The sequence below is a fragment of the Sphaerisporangium viridialbum genome (assembly GCF_049674955.1).
GTDB classification, from domain to species: domain Bacteria; phylum Actinomycetota; class Actinomycetes; order Streptosporangiales; family Streptosporangiaceae; genus Sphaerisporangium; species Sphaerisporangium viridialbum.
This window is the reverse complement of sequence record NZ_CP187232.1, coordinates 2924477-2941479: the sequence shown is the minus strand read 5'-3', so window position 1 is coordinate 2941479 and position 17003 is coordinate 2924477. Positions and strand designations below refer to the sequence as shown.

General features: G+C 72.3%; 13 protein-coding genes. 5 read left to right on the top strand and 8 right to left on the bottom strand.

Annotated elements, in window-relative coordinates:
- The first annotated feature begins 2 nt into the window (after positions 1 to 2).
- On the top strand, positions 3 to 1547 hold the full coding sequence (locus tag ACOZ38_RS13020; RefSeq protein WP_424530676.1) for a hypothetical protein: 1545 nt from the start codon (positions 3 to 5) through the stop codon (positions 1545 to 1547).
- Position 1548: 1 nt separating this feature from the next.
- Positions 1549 to 3009, top strand: a complete 1461-nt coding sequence (locus tag ACOZ38_RS13015; RefSeq protein ID WP_424530674.1) for a hypothetical protein — start codon at positions 1549 to 1551, stop codon at positions 3007 to 3009.
- A 71-nt stretch (positions 3010 to 3080) separates the two neighbouring features.
- Here ACOZ38_RS13015 and ACOZ38_RS13010 read toward each other — a convergent pair whose 3' ends face one another.
- The 3 genes from ACOZ38_RS13010 to ACOZ38_RS13000 are packed head-to-tail and all read right to left on the bottom strand — an operon-like array spanning position 3081 to position 5834.
- A complete protein-coding gene (locus tag ACOZ38_RS13010; RefSeq protein ID WP_424530672.1) occupies positions 3081 to 4313 on the bottom strand; it encodes a tetratricopeptide repeat protein in 1233 nt (410 codons plus the stop codon).
- Positions 4314 to 4324: 11 nt separating this feature from the next.
- On the bottom strand, positions 4325 to 5059 hold the full coding sequence (locus tag ACOZ38_RS13005; protein WP_424530670.1) for a hypothetical protein: 735 nt from the start codon (positions 5057 to 5059) through the stop codon (positions 4325 to 4327).
- Positions 5060 to 5114: 55 nt separating this feature from the next.
- On the bottom strand, positions 5115 to 5834 hold the full coding sequence (locus ACOZ38_RS13000; protein WP_424530668.1) for a Crp/Fnr family transcriptional regulator: 720 nt from the start codon (positions 5832 to 5834) through the stop codon (positions 5115 to 5117).
- A 297-nt stretch (positions 5835 to 6131) separates the two neighbouring features.
- Here ACOZ38_RS13000 and ACOZ38_RS12995 point away from each other — a divergent pair, with 297 nt between their 5' ends.
- The 3 genes from ACOZ38_RS12995 (at position 6132) to cydB (ending at position 9903) form a co-directional block, all read left to right on the top strand.
- Positions 6132 to 7145 carry a polysaccharide deacetylase family protein gene (locus ACOZ38_RS12995; protein WP_424530666.1) on the top strand — a complete coding sequence of 338 codons (1014 nt, stop codon included), beginning with the start codon at positions 6132 to 6134 and terminating at the stop codon, positions 7143 to 7145.
- A gap of 307 nt (positions 7146 to 7452) precedes the next feature.
- The gene (locus ACOZ38_RS12990) at positions 7453 to 8892 is read left to right on the top strand and encodes a cytochrome ubiquinol oxidase subunit I (RefSeq protein ID WP_424530664.1); all 1440 of its coding nucleotides are present in this window, start codon (positions 7453 to 7455) and stop codon (positions 8890 to 8892) included.
- A 9-nt stretch (positions 8893 to 8901) separates the two neighbouring features.
- Positions 8902 to 9903, top strand: a complete 1002-nt coding sequence (cydB, locus tag ACOZ38_RS12985) for a cytochrome d ubiquinol oxidase subunit II (protein ID WP_424530662.1) — start codon at positions 8902 to 8904, stop codon at positions 9901 to 9903.
- An 82-nt stretch (positions 9904 to 9985) separates the two neighbouring features.
- Here cydB and cutA read toward each other — a convergent pair whose 3' ends face one another.
- The 5 genes from cutA to ACOZ38_RS12960 form a co-directional block, all read right to left on the bottom strand.
- Complete coding sequence (gene cutA, locus ACOZ38_RS12980) at positions 9986 to 12376, bottom strand: aerobic carbon-monoxide dehydrogenase large subunit (RefSeq protein WP_424530660.1); 2391 nt, start codon at positions 12374 to 12376, stop codon at positions 9986 to 9988.
- Positions 12373 to 12861 (bottom strand): (2Fe-2S)-binding protein, encoded by a 489-nt coding sequence (locus ACOZ38_RS12975; protein WP_405146640.1) that lies wholly within the window; start codon positions 12859 to 12861, stop codon positions 12373 to 12375. Before ACOZ38_RS12975 ends, cutA begins: the two co-directional genes overlap by 4 nt.
- The gene (locus ACOZ38_RS12970; protein ID WP_424530658.1) at positions 12854 to 13744 is read right to left on the bottom strand and encodes an FAD binding domain-containing protein; all 891 of its coding nucleotides are present in this window, start codon (positions 13742 to 13744) and stop codon (positions 12854 to 12856) included. Before ACOZ38_RS12970 ends, ACOZ38_RS12975 begins: the two co-directional genes overlap by 8 nt.
- Positions 13741 to 15117 carry a uracil-xanthine permease family protein gene (locus ACOZ38_RS12965; RefSeq protein ID WP_424530657.1) on the bottom strand — a complete coding sequence of 459 codons (1377 nt, stop codon included), beginning with the start codon at positions 15115 to 15117 and terminating at the stop codon, positions 13741 to 13743. The genes ACOZ38_RS12970 and ACOZ38_RS12965 overlap by 4 nt, the downstream gene beginning before the upstream one ends.
- Before the next feature lie 200 nt (positions 15118 to 15317).
- Complete coding sequence (locus ACOZ38_RS12960; protein ID WP_424530656.1) at positions 15318 to 16883, bottom strand: PucR family transcriptional regulator; 1566 nt, start codon at positions 16881 to 16883, stop codon at positions 15318 to 15320.
- Positions 16884 to 17003: the final 120 nt, after the last annotated feature.

Sequence of the window (17003 nt, the reverse complement as noted above, 5' to 3'; positions counted from 1 at the left end):
CCATGGCGACGGACACCACGGCGGGAACGGCCGCCGGTTCTGAGCGGACGCTGGACGACGCCCTCCGGCTGCTCCTCGCGCTGCTCCCGGACGAGGGCGAGGTCCGCGGGAGGCTTGAGGAGCTCGTCGTCGCGCTCACCGGGACGGGCATGCGCATCCATTCCACCGACCCGGCCGCCGCCGACGCCTGCGTGGCGGCGCGCGACGGCCTGGAGAGGCTGCTCAGGACCAGGACGGCCGGACCCGCCCGGCCGTCCGGCCAGGCCGGGGACACCTCGACGGCCGACCTGCGCGAGGTAGCGGAGCACGCGACGGGAGAAGAGCCCGCGGGCGATACCGCCGAGGGCGAGGAGGCGGACGGCCCGGAGGCGCCTGTCGTCGGGCAGGCGGACGCGCGGGACGGCGCCGACGCGACCGTACCGCCCGTACCGCCGGTACCGCCCGGCGAGGGGACCGAGGGTGGCGGAGTGGACGTGAGCCCCGGCGACCTGACGGAGCCGTCGCCGGCGAAGGCGTCACCCCTAGAAGCCATGGCGAAGGCGTCACCCCTCGAAGCCGTTGGGAAGGCGTCGCCCATAGAAGCCGTGAGGGAAGCTCGGCGGCCGGTCGTCGGGGACCTGGACGCGATGACCGCCGAGGCTCTCGCCGATGTCCTGACGCGCATGTCCGGGGACAGGGACGTCTCGCCGCATGCCGTCCCCTACCAGGTGCCCTCGGCAGGGAGCCCGCGCGAACGGGCCGCGGTCACCTGGGAGCGCGTCCACATGCTCGCGCTGCGGCTGGCGCCCGAGGTGGCGGACCTCTGGCGCGGGCGTGCCTGGGAGGCGGTGGCGTCCGCCGCCCGCGACCACGCGGCCGCGACGGGCGCCGCCGTTCCCCAGGCCACTCCGCCCGATGAGCCTCCTGACCTGCCTCCGTCGCTGGAGGTCATCGGCTACCCAGGCCCCGACCTGTCGGCGGGCTCCGACGCCTCGACCTGGGACGACCTCCGGCGCTCCCTGGCGAAACGCGACCTTGCGCACCTGGTCGACATGGCACGTCAGGCCTGCTGGCTCGCGGGCCACGACCAGGGGCTCTGGCACGGCTTCGACGTCGTGACCAAGGGACTGGAGGAGGCGAGCGGGAGCAACCTCAACCTGTACCTGTCCAACATGCGCACCCGCCTGACGAACCTGGTCGGCGACTCGCCGGGACCGGTTCCGGAGTTCCGCCGGCTCCTGGCCCTGGACGAGGCACTCCGCGGCCTCGTGCCGCTCCCGCTCCCCCATCGGCGAAGCTGGTGGGGCCGGCGCACCGCCCTGCTGTCCGACGGCCTCCTCGCGCACCCCCGCAGCGGCGACTGCAACCCGAGGCTCCAGGGGAGCACGTTCAGGACCCTGGTCACCACCCGGCGGGTCGACGACGGCGACCCCTCGGTGAGCGCGAGCAGAGCGGGCACGTCCCCGTCCTTCGAGGGCAAGGTGGTGTGGGTGCTCAGGGTCGCCGACCCCGAGCCGCCCTCCGGCAGGCCTTCCCTGGCGCGCGTGGTCTACGTGAAGAGCACGTGACGTGCACGCCGTACGGGAGGTCCTGCGGCGCAGGGAGAGCTCGGCCAGGATTCTGGCCGGGCTCCCCACGGCTCTGACCTGCGGCCTGCTGACGCCGAGGCTGCTCGACGACGTGACGGCCGTGACCGGGGACGCCCTCGCCTCGGGCGACTTCGGGTTCCGCGTGGTCGCCATGTGGGCGGCACGCGACGAGGACGGCCGCCTGATCAGGGCCCTGGTCAGTGCCGCGCTCCCGGAGGACGGAGCCCTGGGCGCCGCCGCACGACGGGAGACCGGAGCCCTGGGCGCCGCGCTGGAGGCCGGCGTGACGCCGGCCCTGCCTCTGGAGATCGCCCCGGCGGGCGCCGGCCCGCGCCTGGTGCTCGGGGACGAGGAGGCCGGAACGCTGAACGACCTCCTCGTCCATCTCCGGCGACGCCCGGCGGCCGCCACGGGGGCGCCGCCGGGCCTGCCACCGCGTCCACCATCGAGCCCACCACCAGGCCTGCCGCGCCCGCCATCGGGCCCACCGTTCGGCCCGCCATCGGACGCGAGCGCCGCCGACGAGCCGTTCACCGCCGAGTACCACGGGGCGGGGCCGGCCGGTGAGGCCCTGCGGCGGCGTGCCCGGCTGTACGAGCGCGCGGCGGCCTACGGCGTGGTCCCGCGAAGCACCATGTCCCCGCGAAGCACCATGTCCCCGCGAAGCACCATGTCCCCGCACAGCCGCATGTCCGCGCACAGCCGCATGTCCCCGCGAAGCATCCTGTCCACGCGACCCGTCCGTCCGCCGCGCCTGGAGGTTCCCGCGGGCCCGTTCGGACACGAGCTCGTCGCGCACGCGACGTCCCTGACCGTCGTCCCGGTGCCCGACGCGAGCGACGACGCGGGCGCGGCGGCGGTCGCGGCCGAGCTGGAGGGCGCGCACGGCTTCCTCGCCGTGGTGTCGGACGCGGACCTGACGGCACCCGCGCCCCCGCGACGGCTGGGCGACCTCGCGGCGTGGCTCCGGCAGGCCCTGGAGATCCTCAGCCCCGACCGTGTCACGCTCGTGGTGGACGGGGTGGACCCGCGCGGGTCCGACACCGCCACCCGCCGCGCCTGGGTACGGCTGCGGGCGGCGCGCGTCCTGCGCCTTCCGCCCGCCTGGCCCAGAGAGGCGATCATCGTCCTCAGCTCACGGTCGATGGCCCGTCACGGGGACTACTCGATGATCCTGCCGCTGCTCGGACGGCTCACCGCTCCACTCCGCGCCGAACCCGAGACGGTCTACGCCATCGCGACGGCCAGGCAGTTGCTACGCGCCTGTTCGCTGATCGGGCGGCGCTGCGAGACGGTGCTGGCGGCCCCGGTCTCCGGGAGCGGAGGATCGGCTTCCGGCCCGGCGGACGGCGTCCAGCGGCGTGCCCGGCTCTGCGCGCGTGCGGCGCTCCCCCTGGCCGGCGAGGTGGCCTGCGAGCTCTCGGACGCGCTCCCCGGGTGAACGGCCCCCCGGCGGCCACACCCCGTCGTCGTGGAGCGGGTCGTCGATCCTTTCCTGCGCTTCCCTCGCGCTCACGACGTCCCCCCGTCGCCGCCACCGGAGTCTCCCGGCATCGTGCTCCCCTTCTGTTCACGGCCGGCCTGCGAAAGGCCGCCGAGGCCGACGGCGACTCCCGAGATGGCGGCGCCGTCCCTGGTGACGATGCTGTTGTAGTAGTGGTCGCGCCGACCGGCCATGGACCGTTCCCGCTCCGTGCGCTGGTGCTCCCAGGCCGCGAGGCGGCGGCGCAGCTCGGCCGTGTCGATGAGGCGGGCCTGCCCGAGAGCGGTCAGCGTCAGGTTGCCGTACTCGCTGGAGTACGCCCCGCTCACCAGGTGCGCGATGAGACGCTGATCCGTACGGGGGATCTTGGAGACCGCCTCCCGGATGTGGCGCTGGAACCTGTCGAGATCGTGGAGCTCGTCGTCGATCAGCGCCTGGTTGACCGGCGGGTAGGGGCTCTCCGGGCAGACCCGCGCGGCCCTGTCGAGAAACCCCCGCGCCTGGGCGTGGTCCTTGGGCGGGCCGAGGGCGATGAGCGCCGCCTCCACCAGCAGGGTGCAGGCCGACTGCCGTGCGGTGAGGTCTCCCTGGCCGGACGGGGCGATCAGGCCCTGCCCGTGTTCGAGCAGCGCGTACGCGCCCGGCCGGTCGGTCTCGGCCACCAGGCGGGCCAGGGCGATCCACGCGTGGACCGCCTGCGGCCGGTGGACCAGCACGGTGCGGAACGCCCTCTGGGCACCCGCGTCGTCGCCCATCTCCGCCAGGCAGGTGCCGAGCAGGTACCACGCCGTGTGCGCCGGATCGACGCGGGGATCGGAGAACTCGGTGACCAGCGTGGTCAGCTCGGCCGCCGCCCTGGAGTAGCGACCGGACGACAGGTCGAGCCGCGCGCGCTGGAGTCTCACGCCGGCCCGCGTGGCGGGGTCGGCCGCCGCCGCGGCGGCCAGGTCGAGGGCACGCGCCGCGTCGTGGAAGCTCACGCCGTGGTCGATCCAGATCTGCGCGGCGTTCGTCAGGACCACCGGGTCGTTCGGTGACAACCGCAGCAGCTCGCCGTACCGGCGCAGGGCCTCGGCGTGCATGCCGTTGGAGTGGTGCCGGATCGCCGCGTTGAGCGACTCGCTGTACTGGCGCCGCTGCGACTCCGCGAGCTTATCCCTGCGCTTGAGTGACGTCCGGTGCGCGTGCAGCGCCCGTACGACGGCCAGGCCCGCGACGGCGATCAGCGATCCGGCTCCGTTCTTGACCTCTTCGCCGTCCACCGCCGTTCCCGTCAGTACTCGTCGATGTTGACGATGCGCCCGAGTGCGCCGGGACGCTCGCGTGCCCGCGAGGGGGTGGCGCGGATCGGGCGGGGCCGGTCGCGCCCGCCCTGACCGGCGTCCGGCACGCTGATCCACGCCTCGGTGACGACGTCCTTCGAGCGCACGGTGACCTGGTGGAAAAGCCGCTTCCTCAGGTCGCGGTACTCGTGCTCGATGACGTCCTCGAACAGCTGCGCCGACACGGCGATCGCCAGGTCGGCGTCCGGGTGCTCCTCCAGCGCGGCCCGCAGCTCGTCGCTGTCGCGCAGGCGGCAGACCATGTTCACGGCCCTGCCGACGAACCCGCTGTCCCCCACCTGCGTCGGGCCCTGGTGGAACGCGACGCGCAGCCGCAGCCGCACGGGCGCGTCCTTGCCGAGATGGCGGTTGTGCTGCCGGAGCGCGATGCGCAGCTCGCTGACGAACCCGGCGATGACCCGTGCCTCGCTCACACCGGAAGGCAGCAGCAGGAGCAGCCCGTCGCCCTGTTCCTGGCGGAACATCACGGTCGCGGCCTCCGACTCGGCGTACGTGCCGCGCTCGGCGACGTAGAGCCGGTCGAGGCCCGCCTCCTTGCTCGTCTGGGCGATGACCTCGACGAGACGGCGCTGGATCTCCTTCTGCTCCGGATCGGACCGCCGGCTGTACTTCTCGACGTCGAGGCCTATGCACAGCCGACGGACTTCTCCGCTCAGGTCGTTCACCGGTTCGCTCCTTCGGACGAGGCGGTGCTGGAGTTCACCCAGCATCGCCGCCCCGTCACGCCGGAACCTCATAATCCAACGGGTTCTCGCCCAGTCCTGCGAAGCTCTGGAGCCTGCGGATGTCGTGGACGACGATGCGGCGGTAGCCCGTGCCGACGACCCCGGCCCTCCGCAGTACGGTCAGGGCCTTGTGCACGGTCGGGTCGGCGGCCCCCACGAGCGCTGCGAGCTCCGGCTGCGTGAACGCGACGCCGATCATGATGCCCTCCCCGACCGGCTCGCCGTACGACCACGCCAGCTCGACGATGACGCGGGACAGCCGCGTGAGGGTCGAGAACGTGCCGTACTCGACCCGGCGGCGGGTGGTCCAGCGCACCTTGTTGACCACCGCCCGGTTGACGGCGAGCGAGGCCTCGGGGCAACGGCTGAGGAACGCCACGAAGGTCTCCTGGGAGATGAGCTGCACCAGGCAGGGGCCCGCCGCGGTGACGGTGGCCACGCGGGGGTGCCCGTCGAGGGCGGCGAACTCCCCCACCAGGTCGCCACCGACGCGTATGCCCAGCAGCGCGACCTTGCCGCTCTCGGTGTTCGCCGTGACCTTGACGCAGGCGTCCACGAGGAGGAAGACCTCGGTGGACCTGTCCCCCTCCAGGATCAGCGTCTCGCCCGTGGTGAACTGCCGGGGGCGGCCGAGCCCGAGCAGTTCCTCCCTCGCGGCCTCGCCGAGGCCGCCGAGGAGGCTGCCGCGCGGCCACTTGCCTACCTTACGAATCACACGGCGCCGCCCGGGTTCGGGGCCGTTCATAGTGATCCTCCCAAATGTGATGACGGCCGGCTCACGGCCGGATGGTTGAAGCCCGGACCCCCCCGAGCTGTCCGGCGATGAGGAACGCCGTCTCCCACGACGATCCGGGGAGCTGGTAGCCGTCCTCACCGGAGCGCGATGTCTGTTCCGGCGCGCTCCGGGTGCCGCGATCTCGTTTGCGCTTTCAACTATGGGCGGGGCTCCTTGCGAAGACCTTGCGGCTGGGTGACGGCGGTGACCGGTGGGTTGCGGCAAGGGATCATCGCGATGGCAAGATGGCTCACCATGATCTGGGGACGGAAGGCGTTACGCGTCGCGATCGGGGTCGGGCTCGCCGGCATGTGTTCCGCGAGCGGCACCGTCCTCCCCTCCTTACCGGACGCCGCGCGGGCCGTCCCGCCGCGCTCCGCGACCGCCCCGCCCGGCGCCGGCGCGACTCCGGCGGCCTCCCCGTACGTGGGCTCCCCCTCCCCTGACGCGACTCCCGGCCCGTCGTCCTCGGCGGGGGCGGTGGCGACGGCGGAGGCAGGGCCGGCTCAGACAGGGGCGCTGCCGAGGCCGGGCGAGGTGGAGCGCGTACGGAAGCGCGCCGGACGGCCCGCGGTGGTGACCGCCATCCCGACCAGACGCAAGGTCGTCTTCCTCACCATCGACGACGGCTGGGAGCAGGATCCCGGGTTCGTCGAGCTGGTCAGGGAGCGCGCGGTCCCGATCACCGTGTTCGCCATGCGTGACGCGGTGGAGGCCAGGGGCGTGCCCGACCCCGGCGCCGCCGGCGGGCACTACGTGGGCGCGGGCAAGTGGTCCTACTTCCGCGAGCTGCGCGACCTGGGCGTGCCCATCGAGGACCACACCCTCACCCACCCGAACCTGTGGGGGCTCGGGTACGAGGCGCAGAAGGCCGAGATCTGCGGCTCCGCCAAGGTCATCGCCAAGGAGATCGGGCGCCGCCCCGCGCTCTTCCGGCCGCCGTTCGGCAACTTCAACGACAGCACCCTGCGGGCCGTCAAGGCGTGCGACCTGTCGGCCCTGCTGCTGTGGACGGCCAGCGTCCAGCCGGGCGGCAAGATCTCCTACCAGACGCCCGACAAGAAGCTCCACCCCGGCGACATCCTGCTGCTGCACTTCCGGGCCGATCTGGCCAGGGACTTCCGCGTCCTGCTCGACAAGATCGAACGGCGGGGCTTCGAGCTCGGCAACCTGGACGCCTACCTCAGAGCGGCCGGGATCCTGCCTCCGGCTCCCTCCGGCGGTGTACCCGCGGATCAGCCCGTGGGGTGACGCGCCGGACGCGGCCGGGAGCGGACCATTGGACATGCCGCCGGGGAGACCCGGGGTCCATCCCGGGAGGACGGGGCACGAGCCCCTTGTGACCGGGACACCCCGGCGAGCATTCTCGGTTCCGCGGGGGGACCGGGGTGCCGCGAGTGGGGGGCCGGTCGCCGGTGGGCCTGTAGGGGGGACCGCCGGGCCGGTGTGACGAAGATCGCATGACTCGCGGCACCCTCCCGCCTCATTTGCTCTACACGCTGTAGTACTACTTTAAGTAGAACTACGACGTGTAGAGCTCCTGGCCCGTGAGGGGAACATGGACGCATTGGACCTGGCGCGGTGGCAGTTCGGGGTCACCACCGTGTACCACTTTCTCTTCGTACCCCTGACGATCGGCCTCGGGGTCTTCGTCGCCGGGCTGCAGACGGCCTGGCACCGCACGGGCAAGGAGCACTACCTCAGGCTGACGAAGTTCTTCGGGAAGCTGTTCCTGATCAACTTCGCGATGGGCGTGGTCACGGGCATCGTCCAGGAGTTCCAGTTCGGGATGAACTGGAGTGAGTACTCCACGTTCGTCGGCGACGTGTTCGGGGCGCCGCTGGCGATGGAGGCGCTGCTCGCGTTCTTCCTGGAGTCGACGTTCCTCGGCCTGTGGATCTTCGGCTGGGAGCGGCTGCCCAAGCGGATCCACCTGGCGTGCATCTGGGCCGCCGCCATCGGGTCCAACCTGTCGGCGTACTTCATCCTCGCGGCGAACGCCTGGATGAAGCACCCGGTGGGCTACGAGGTGGTCGACGGGCGGGCCAGGATGACCGACCTGTGGGCCGTGCTGACCAACTCGACGGCCACGGCCCAGGTCCCGCACGTGATCGCGGCGGCCTTCATCGTCGCGGGCGGCTTCGTCATCGCGGTGAGCGGCTACCGGATCCTGCGGGAGCGGCGCCTCGGCGGGGACGCCACCGTCCCCCTCACCCGGGCGGCGCGCGGGCGGGCCGCCACCCGCGACCCCGCCATGTGGCGGACGAGCCTTCGCGCCGCGCTGGTCATGACGGCGATCGCCGGAGCGGTCGCGGCGGGAAGCGGCGACCTGTCGGGGCAGCTCCTGCACGAGCAGCAGCCCATGAAGCTGGCCGCCGCCGAGGGGCTGCGCCACGACATGAACGGGGCACCGTTCTCGCCCGTGCCGGGTCTGGAGGTGCCGAAGGTGCTCAGCCTGCTGGCAGCCCACGACCCGAACGCCGAGGTCCAGGGCATCGACGACATCCAGAAGCGGTACGAGAGGCAGTTCGGCCCCGGCGACTACCAGCCGAACGTGCCGGTCGTGTTCTGGTCGTTCCGGGTCATGGTCGGGTTCGGGGTCGCCACCGTGGGACTGTCGGTCCTCGGGCTCTGGCTGACCCGGCGACGCCGCTCGACACCGGAGTGGTTCGCCAGGGCCTGCCTGCTGGCGCTCCCGCTGCCCACCCTCGCGATGGTCGCCGGCTGGCTGCTCAGCGAGATCGGGCGGCAGCCCTGGACCGTCCAGGGCGAGCTGCTCACCGCGGCGAGCGTCTCGCCGGGGGTGAGCCTGGGCGAGGTGGCGATCTCCCTGTCGATCTTCACGGTCCTGTACGGGGTGCTGGCGCTGGCCGAGGCGAGGCTGCTGGTGCGGCATATCAAGGCGGGACCCGAGCCCGCCGAGCCGTCCGCCGAGCCCCGCCGCCCGGACGACCTGGACGCCGAGGCGGCCCGCCTCGCGCCGACCCTGATGTACTAGGAGACCGCCATGGAGCTCACCACCGTCTGGTTCCTGGTCATCGCCTTCCTGTGGACCGGCTACTTCGTGCTCGAAGGCTTCGACTTCGGCGTCGGCGCGCTGCTGCCCGTGCTCTCCCGCGACGAGGGCGAGCGCAAGCAGATGCTCGCGACCATCGGCCCGGTCTGGGACGGCAACGAGGTCTGGCTGATCACGGCCGTCGGCGCCATGTTCGCGGCCTTCCCGGTCTGGTACTCAGGGCTGCTCAGCGGGTTCTACCTGCCGCTGGTCATGGTCCTGATCGGGCTGATCGTGCGGGGCGTGGCCCTCGAGTGGCGCGGCAAGGTGACCGCGCGGGAACGCGTCCTGTGCGACGCGGGCATCGTGACCGGCAGCGTGCTGACCGCGTTCCTGTGGGGGGCGATCTTCGGGAACCTGCTGTACGGCACCACCGCGGCGACCGTGCTGGGCGGAGCCCTCTCGCTGGCGCTCGCGGTGCTGCACGGCGCGGTGTTCGTCGCCCTGAAGACGGCGGGGCCGCTCCGCGCCAGGGCACGCCGCGCCGCGCTGGCGGTGGCGGCGGCCGCCCTGCCGATCGCCGTCGTGGCGCTCCCCGGGCTCCCCTCGGCGGGCCAGGCGGGCCCGAACGAGGCGGCCGGCCCGGCTTACCAGGCCGGGAAGGCGGGCGTCGCGCGCGTGATGGGCACGGCGGACGCGGGCTGGACCTCGCATCCGCTGCTGTGGGTGGCGGCCCTGGCCGCCATGATCGCCCTGGCCGCCGCCGTCGCGCTGATCTGGCGCCGCCGTGAGGGCTGGGCGTTCACCGCCACCGCCGCGTCCATCGTGCTGGTCACCGCCACGCTGTTCGGAACGCTGTGGCGGGCGCCGCTGCCGGGCCTCACCGTGGCCGAGGCGGCCTCCGGCCCGTACACGCTCGGCATCCTCACCTGGATCGGGCTGATCGCGCTGCCGTTCGTGCTGGCCTACCAGGGCTGGACGTACTGGGTCTTCCGCAGGCGCGTCACCGCCTGAGCGTCACTCCGTCCGGTTACATCGATCAGGCGGCCGGGCCGGTCAAGACTGGCCCTCGGGCTATAGACGGGATAAAGACGGGTCAGGGAGCCGCGAGCTCCCGCAGTTCGTGGAGCTCCGAGGGGGAGATGGGCATCCGGGCGATCGTGATGCCCTCGGCGTCCTCGACGGCGGAGGCGATGACGGCCGAGACGGGGATCACCCCGGCCTCGCCCGCGCCCTTGATCCCGAGGGGGTTCAGCGGCGACGGCGTCTCAAGGTGAGCCGTCTCGATGAACGGCACCTCCGTGGCGTACGGCATCAGGAAGTCCATGAACGACGCGTTGAGCAGCTGACCGTGGTTGTCGTAGACCATGCGCTCGTACAGCGCGCCGCCCACGCCCTGCGCCACTCCCCCGTGGATCTGCCCTTCGACGATCATCGGGTTGATGAGCCTGCCGCAGTCGTGCACTACGGCGTACCGCAGGATGCGGATCTCCGCGGTGTCCGGGTCGGTCTCGACGATGGCCGCGTGCATGCCGGAGGCGAACGTCGAGCGGATGGGCGAGTAGTAGTCGCGCCCCTCCAGCCCCGGCTCCTCCCCTTCGTCCACGGGCGGCCGGTCCATCGGGGCCGCGCCGGAGAACTGGGTGGCCCGCTTGGTCTCCTCGTCGAAGGCGTACCGCAGGGGATTGGACAGCACGGCCACCGTCGCCAGCGGGATGGACGCCCCGGGGTTGCCGGCCACGCGGACGAGCCCGTCCTCGATCTCCAGGTCGCGGGGATCGGCCTCCAGCGCCTCGGCGGCGATGCGCAGCGCCTTGTCGCGCACCTTGCGGCAGGCCAGGGCGATCGCGTTGCCGCTCATCACGGCGGCACGCGAGGCGAACGTGCCCACGGCGTACCCGAAGCGCCGCGTGTCCCCCGTCACCACCGAGACCTTCTCCAGCGGCACCCCGAGCTCGGTGGCCGCGATCTGCGCGAACACCGTCTCGTGCCCCTGGCCCTGCGAGGTCAGGCCGGTCGAGACGTGCACGCGCCCGTCGGAGGTGACCTGCACGTGGCCGCCCTCGTACGGGCCGACGCCCGTGCCCTCGACGTAGCATCCGAGGCCGATGCCGATGCGGCGCCCCTCAGCCGCCGCCTGCGCTCTCAGCTCCGCGAAGCCGTCCCAGCCGATCAGCTCCTTGAGCATCCGCAGCGACTCGGGGTAGTCCCCGCTGTCGTAGATCAGCGGCCGGCCGTCCTGGAAGATCAGGCCCTGGTCGTAGGGGAAGTCGCCGGGCTGGATGAAGTTGGCCGCGCGCACCTCCGTACGGTCGAGGCCGAGATGGGCCGCGATGCGGTCCATCGTGCGCTCCATGCAGAAGACGCCCTGCGGGCGCCCCGCCCCTCGGTACGGGGTGACCTGCACCGTGTTGGTGTAGATGGAGGAGAACTCCACGCGGTAGGCGCCGATGCGGTACGGCCCGAGAAGCTGGGTGGCGGTGATGATCGGCACGATGATGCCGTACGGCGTGTACGCGCCGTGGTCGTGCATGATCGTGACGTCGAGGCCGAGGACGCGGCCCTGGTCGTCGAAGCCGACGCGCACGTGCTGCACCTGGGCCCGCTCGTGGGCCGAGGAGATGAAGTGCTCGCGCCGGTCCTCGGTCCACTTGACCTCCTGGCCGAGCAGCATCGCCGCCCAGGGGACGAGGACCTCCTCGGGCCAGGGGTGCACGATCTTCACACCGAACCCGCCGCCCACGTCCGGCGCGATCACCTCCACCGAGGGCAGCGGCAGTCCCAGCTTGGAGGCGATCGCCATGCGGACGCTCGTCGAGGTCTGGGTGGAGGAGTAGACGCGCAGCGACCGGTCGTCGGAGTCCCACCGGGCGTAGACGCCCCGGCCCTCCAGGGGCATGGACGCGCTGCGCTCGATGTCGAGCCGGAACGCCAGCGTGTGCGGCGCCGCGTCGATGGCCTCCGCCGCCCCGAGCCCCCGCTCCGAGGGCACCTCCTGTACGAGGTGGGCGCCGAGGTTGCCGGGAACGTCCTCGTGCACCAGGTGGGCGCCGTGCGCGGCCTCCTCGATGCCGACGACCGGCTTGAGGAACTCGTAGTCCACCTCTATCAGGGCGGCGGCGTCCTCTGCGAGGTAGCGGTCGCGCGCCACCACCATGACCACCGGCTCGCCGACGTGCCTGACGATGTCCCTGGCCAGGGGGTAGGCGGTGCGCCCGTGGGTCAGCGCGGGGTGCGGGATCAGCAGGGGCAGCGGGTCGCGCACGCGCTCCGGCAGGTCCTCCCAGGTGTAGATCGCGACCAGGCCGTCCACGTCCACGGCGGCCGACACGTCGATGTCGCGGATGCGGGCGTGCGCGTGCGGCGACCGCACGAACGCGGCGGCGAGCGCCTCCCGCCCGAGGTCGTCGACGTAGCGGCCCTGGCCGGTGATCAGCCGCCGGTCCTCCCTGCGCTGCACCCGCTCGCCGAACAGCTTCGTCGTCACGCTTCATCACCCATCAGCTCGGCCGCGCGGTGGACCGCCTTGACGATGTTCTGGTAGCCGGTGCAGCGGCACAGGTTGCCCGAGATGCCCTCGACCACCTCGTCGTCGGTGGGCGAGGGGTTGTCGCGCAGCAGGGCGGTGGCCGTGCACAGGAAGCCCGGGGTGCAGAAGCCGCACTGCAGCGCGTGGCACTCGGAGAACGCCCGCTGCACCGGCGACAGCGTGCCGTCGGGCGCGCTCAGCCCCTCCACGGTGGTGATCTCGTGGCCGTCCACCGAGACCGCGAAGGTCAGGCACGACCGCACGGGGGCGCCGTCCAGCAGCACCGTGCAGCACCCGCAGACGCCGTGCTCGCAGCCGACGTGGGTGCCGGTCAGGCCCAGCTCGCGGCGCAGGCAGTCGGACAGCAGCCGCCGCCCCGGCACCTTGGCCTCGCGCACGACGCCGTTCACGGTCAGCGAGATCTCGTGCAGCGCTTCAGTCATTCGAGGACTCCCCCAGCTCGTCGGCGGCCTCCTGGGCGGCGACGCGCAGCGCCCGCTCGGCCAGGACCCCGGTCAGATGCCGCCGGTAGCCGGCCGTCGCGTGGATGTCGCCGTCCGGGTCGATGCGGTTCTGTACGGCCCGCGCCACGGCGGCCCAGTCGACGGAGGCGGCGGGCCGGTGGGCGCACACCTCCGACAGGTCGAGGAGCACCGGCACCGGGCCGACGCTCACGCACGCGACCCTGGCCGAGGCGATGCGCAGGTCGTCGAGGGTCACCACGGCGGCGGCGCCCGCCATCGCGTAGTCGCCGTGCCTGCGCGCGACCTCGCAGAAGGCGGTGCCGGTGCGGGCGGGCAGGGACGGGAAGAACGCCGAGACCGCCAGCTCGCCCGGCTCCAGCGCCGACTCCATCGGTCCGGTGAAGAACTTGCCCGCCGGGACGTCGCGCTCGGGGGCCCCGTGCCGCGCCAGCCGTACCGACCCGTCGAGGACGGTCAGCACGGCGGGCAGCTCGGCCGAGGGGTCGGCGTGGACGAGGCTGCCGACGACGGTGCCGCGGTTGCGGATCACCGGGTGCGCCACCAGCCTCAGCGCGTCGCGGAGCAGCGGCTGCGCCCGCGCGGCGGCGGAGGACCGCTCGACGGCCGCGTGCCTGGCCAGCGCCCCGACCCGCACTCCGCCCCCCTCCACCGCGATGGTGTCGAGCGAGGCGACCCGGTTGATGTCGATCAGGTGCGACGGGGCGGCGAGCCGCATGTTGAGAAGCGGGATCAGGCTCTGGCCGCCCGCCAGCACCTTGCCGTGGGCCCCGGCCCCGGCGAGGACCTCAAGGGTCTCGCCGAGGTCGCGGGGCGCGTGGTAGTCGAACGCCGAAGGCTTCACGTGCTGCTGTCGCTCCCTTCCACGAGGGCCGGCTCGGGCCCTGACCCGCCCGCGGGCCCGGGCTGACCGGCGATCGCGCGGAGCAGGTGGTATCCGCCGAGCACCACGATCGTGCCGAGCGCGATGCCCGCCAGCGAGAAGTCCTTGGTGATCTGGTGCGACACCGGCCCGATGGCGAGGATGATGCCCGCTCCGATCGGCACCATGTTCACCGGGTTGGAGAAGTCGACACGGTTCTCGATCCAGATCTTCGCGCCCAGCAGGCCGATCATGCCGTACAGGATGACCGTGATGCCGCCGAGCACGCCGCCCGGCGTGGCGGCGACCAGCGCGCCGAACTTGGGGATCAGGCCGAACAGGATCGCCACCACGGCGGCGATGTAGTAGGCGGCCGTGGAGTAGACCCGGGTCGCCGCCATGACGCCGATGTTCTCGGCGTACGTGGTGGTGGGCGAGCCGCCGACCGCGGTGGCCACGGCCGTGCCGACACCGTCGGCGAAGACCGCGCGGCCCATGTACGGGTCGACGTCGGCGCCGGTCATCTCGCCGACGGCCTTCACGTGCCCGACGTTCTCGGCGATGAGGGCGATGACGGCCGGGAGCACCAGGACGATCGCGGACCCCGCGAACTGCGGCGCGTGGAACTCAGGCAGCCCGAACCAGGGAGCGTCCGCGACCGCCTGGAAGTTCACCCGGGGGTGGGTGTCGACCTTCCCGATGCCGGCGTTGAAGGCCGTGATGTTCCCGAAGGCCTTGTCGGCCAGCCAGGAGAGCACGAAGCCGACCACCAGGCCGACGAGGATGCCGATGCGCCCGATGAACCCCTTGAAGGCCACGATGATGACGAAGGTGACCACCATGGTGATCAGGGCGATCCACTGGTCCTGCGGCCAGTAGACGTCGGACACGACGTAGGCGAGGCCGAACCCGATGAGCATGACCACCGCGCCGGTCACGACGGGCGGGAAGATCTTGTTGATGGCCCGGACGCCCAGGTAGTGGATCGCGACGCCGCACAGCGCGAGCACCACGCCCGCCACCAGGATCGCGCCCGTCACCGTGGCGCTGTCGCCGCCGGCCGCGCGGATCGCGACCACAGCGCCCACGAACGACGCGGACGTGCCCAGGTAGCTCGGGATCCTCCCCTGCACGATCAGCAGGAACAGGATCGTGGCGACGCCCGACATCATGATCGCCAGGTTGGCGTTCAACCCCATCACCAGAGGGAACACGAACGTCGCGCCGAACATGGCGATGACGTGCTGCGCGCCGAACCCGACCATGCGCGGCCAGCTCAGCCGCTCGTCGGGCTTGACCACCTCCCCAGGAGCGAGACCGCGCCCGTCGCCGTGCAACTTCCATCCGAAGGCCATATGAGCCCCTTCACTGACCGGGCCGGGCGGTCGGTGGCCACCCCGCAGGCGGACCTCCTCGGCGTACTGCTATCTGTTGGCGTTGTTGCGGGCACATTAGACCTGTGAAGGGCCGTCCACATGGTCAGGATCTGCCAAACGTGCCCGCCTCAGGAGCAGTCCTCTTGCGCACCGGCACCTCCCTGTCGCCGTTAGCCCGGCTAGATGCCCCGCATGCGCAGCACGTGCAGGGCCAGCGTGAGGTTGAGGCGCAGGTGGGCGTCCTCGGTAAAGTTGCCGAGCATGCGTTCCAGCTTCCCGATGCGGTAACGCAGCGTGTTGTAGTGGAAGTGCAGGCGGCGGGCGGTCTCCGCCACGTTGAGGTTGGTCTCCAGCAGCACCTGGAGCGTGCGGCGCAGGTCGGCGTTCTCGGCGTCCTCGTCGAGCGCCAGCGGCCCGAGCGTCTCCTTCACGAACGCGTGCAGCTCGGCGGTGTCGTTGACGAGCGACAGGAGCCGGTAGACGCCGAGCTGGTCGAAGTGGGCGACCGCGCCCGGCCCGTGGAGCTGGCGGCCCACCCTGGCCGCCTTCAGCGCCTGGCCGTAGGCGTCGGGCAACAGCTCGGCCCCCTGCGCGACCCTGCTCATGCCCGTGGAGAAGGTGGCGGGCTGGCAGTCGGCGAAGGCGGCCACGGCGTCCTTGGCCAGCCGGGCCATGTCGACGCCCGAGCCGACGATGGCGACCACCTCGTGGGAGAAGCCCGCGACGGCGCCGCGCGGGTCGTGCCGCCGCAGCGCGGTGACCCACGCGGTGAGCAGCCGGTCCGGGGGGATGTCCCACTCGGGGTCGATCTCGGCGACGAGCACGCCGACGGGCCGTTCGAGATCCCACGCGAAGGCGCGGGCGCGGGCGGCCGCCCTCGGCCCGCCCCTGCCGGTGAGGACGTCCCGCAGGAAGTCGGCGCGGTACTTGCTCTCGACGGCGGCGACGGCCTCCTGCCTGGTCACCACGAGGGCCGCCACCGTGGCGGCACGTTCCAGGATCCCGATGTCGCCGGCCTGGATGGCTCCGCCGGGGCTGTGGGCGACGATGCGCCCGTGGTGGTGGCCGCCCGCGACGACGGGGACGACCGTGTAGTCGCCGCCGGAGACCGCGGGGGCGGCGCGCAGCAGCGTGGTGTCGCCGGCGGCTTCGAGCACGTGACCGGCGGGGTCGACGACGGCCACGGCCACGTCGAGAAGCCCCGCCACCTCGGCGACGACCTCGCGCAGCCCGCCGCCGGCCAGCACGATCTGAACGAGCGCCCTGTGCGCCTCCTCGGTGCGGGCGAGCAGCGCGGCCTGCCGGTTGAGGATGTCGGTGAGCACCTGGTTGAGGATGTCGTCGAAGCCGACGTCGTTGGGAAGCAGGATCAGCGGGAAGCCGAGCCGGTCGGCCTGCTCCACCATCTCGGCGGGCAGCTCGTCGACGTACCTGCCGAGCTTGATGCCGAGCGCCGCGAGGCCGCGCTCGTCGAGGTCGGTGACGAGCCGTCCGAGGGACTGCGGCGTGTTCCGGAGGGGGTATCCCGTGGTGAGCAGCAGTTCGTGGGGCTTCACCCACGCGAGGATGTCGGGCACCTCCATGACGTTGAGTCGCTGGACGATGCGGTCGAGGCCGGTCCTGCCGCCGATCAGGCGGGCACCCGCCAGTGTGGATACGCCGAGGACCTCGCCCACGGACACGCCGTGGATGATGGTGCCCGTGGAGGCCAGTCGCATCGCCGGGGGTGATGGGTCAGCTGTCATGGTGCTGCTCCAGGGTGGAACGCCGTTTCAGAGATTCTGACGGAACACCCTGTCTGTCAACAAGAGCCAACTCCTTGGAGAACTGTTGGCATCTTTCTCCGTACGGCCGATCTCCAGGCG

Bases quoted from the DNA above. Each gene is read 5' to 3' on its own strand.
- ACOZ38_RS13020 (WP_424530676.1), top strand. From the start codon at position 3: ATGGCGACGGACACCACGGCGGGAACGGCCGCCGGTTCTGAGCGGACG.
- ACOZ38_RS12995 (WP_424530666.1), top strand. From the start codon at position 6,132: ATGGCAAGATGGCTCACCATGATCTGGGGACGGAAGGCGTTACGCGTC.
- ACOZ38_RS12990 (WP_424530664.1), top strand. From the start codon at position 7,453: ATGGACGCATTGGACCTGGCGCGGTGGCAGTTCGGGGTCACCACCGTG.
- cydB (WP_424530662.1), top strand. From the start codon at position 8,902: ATGGAGCTCACCACCGTCTGGTTCCTGGTCATCGCCTTCCTGTGGACC.
- ACOZ38_RS12975 (WP_405146640.1), bottom strand. From the start codon at position 12,861: ATGACTGAAGCGCTGCACGAGATCTCGCTGACCGTGAACGGCGTCGTG.
- ACOZ38_RS12965 (WP_424530657.1), bottom strand. From the start codon at position 15,117: ATGGCCTTCGGATGGAAGTTGCACGGCGACGGGCGCGGTCTCGCTCCT.
- ACOZ38_RS12960 (WP_424530656.1), bottom strand. From the start codon at position 16,883: ATGACAGCTGACCCATCACCCCCGGCGATGCGACTGGCCTCCACGGGC.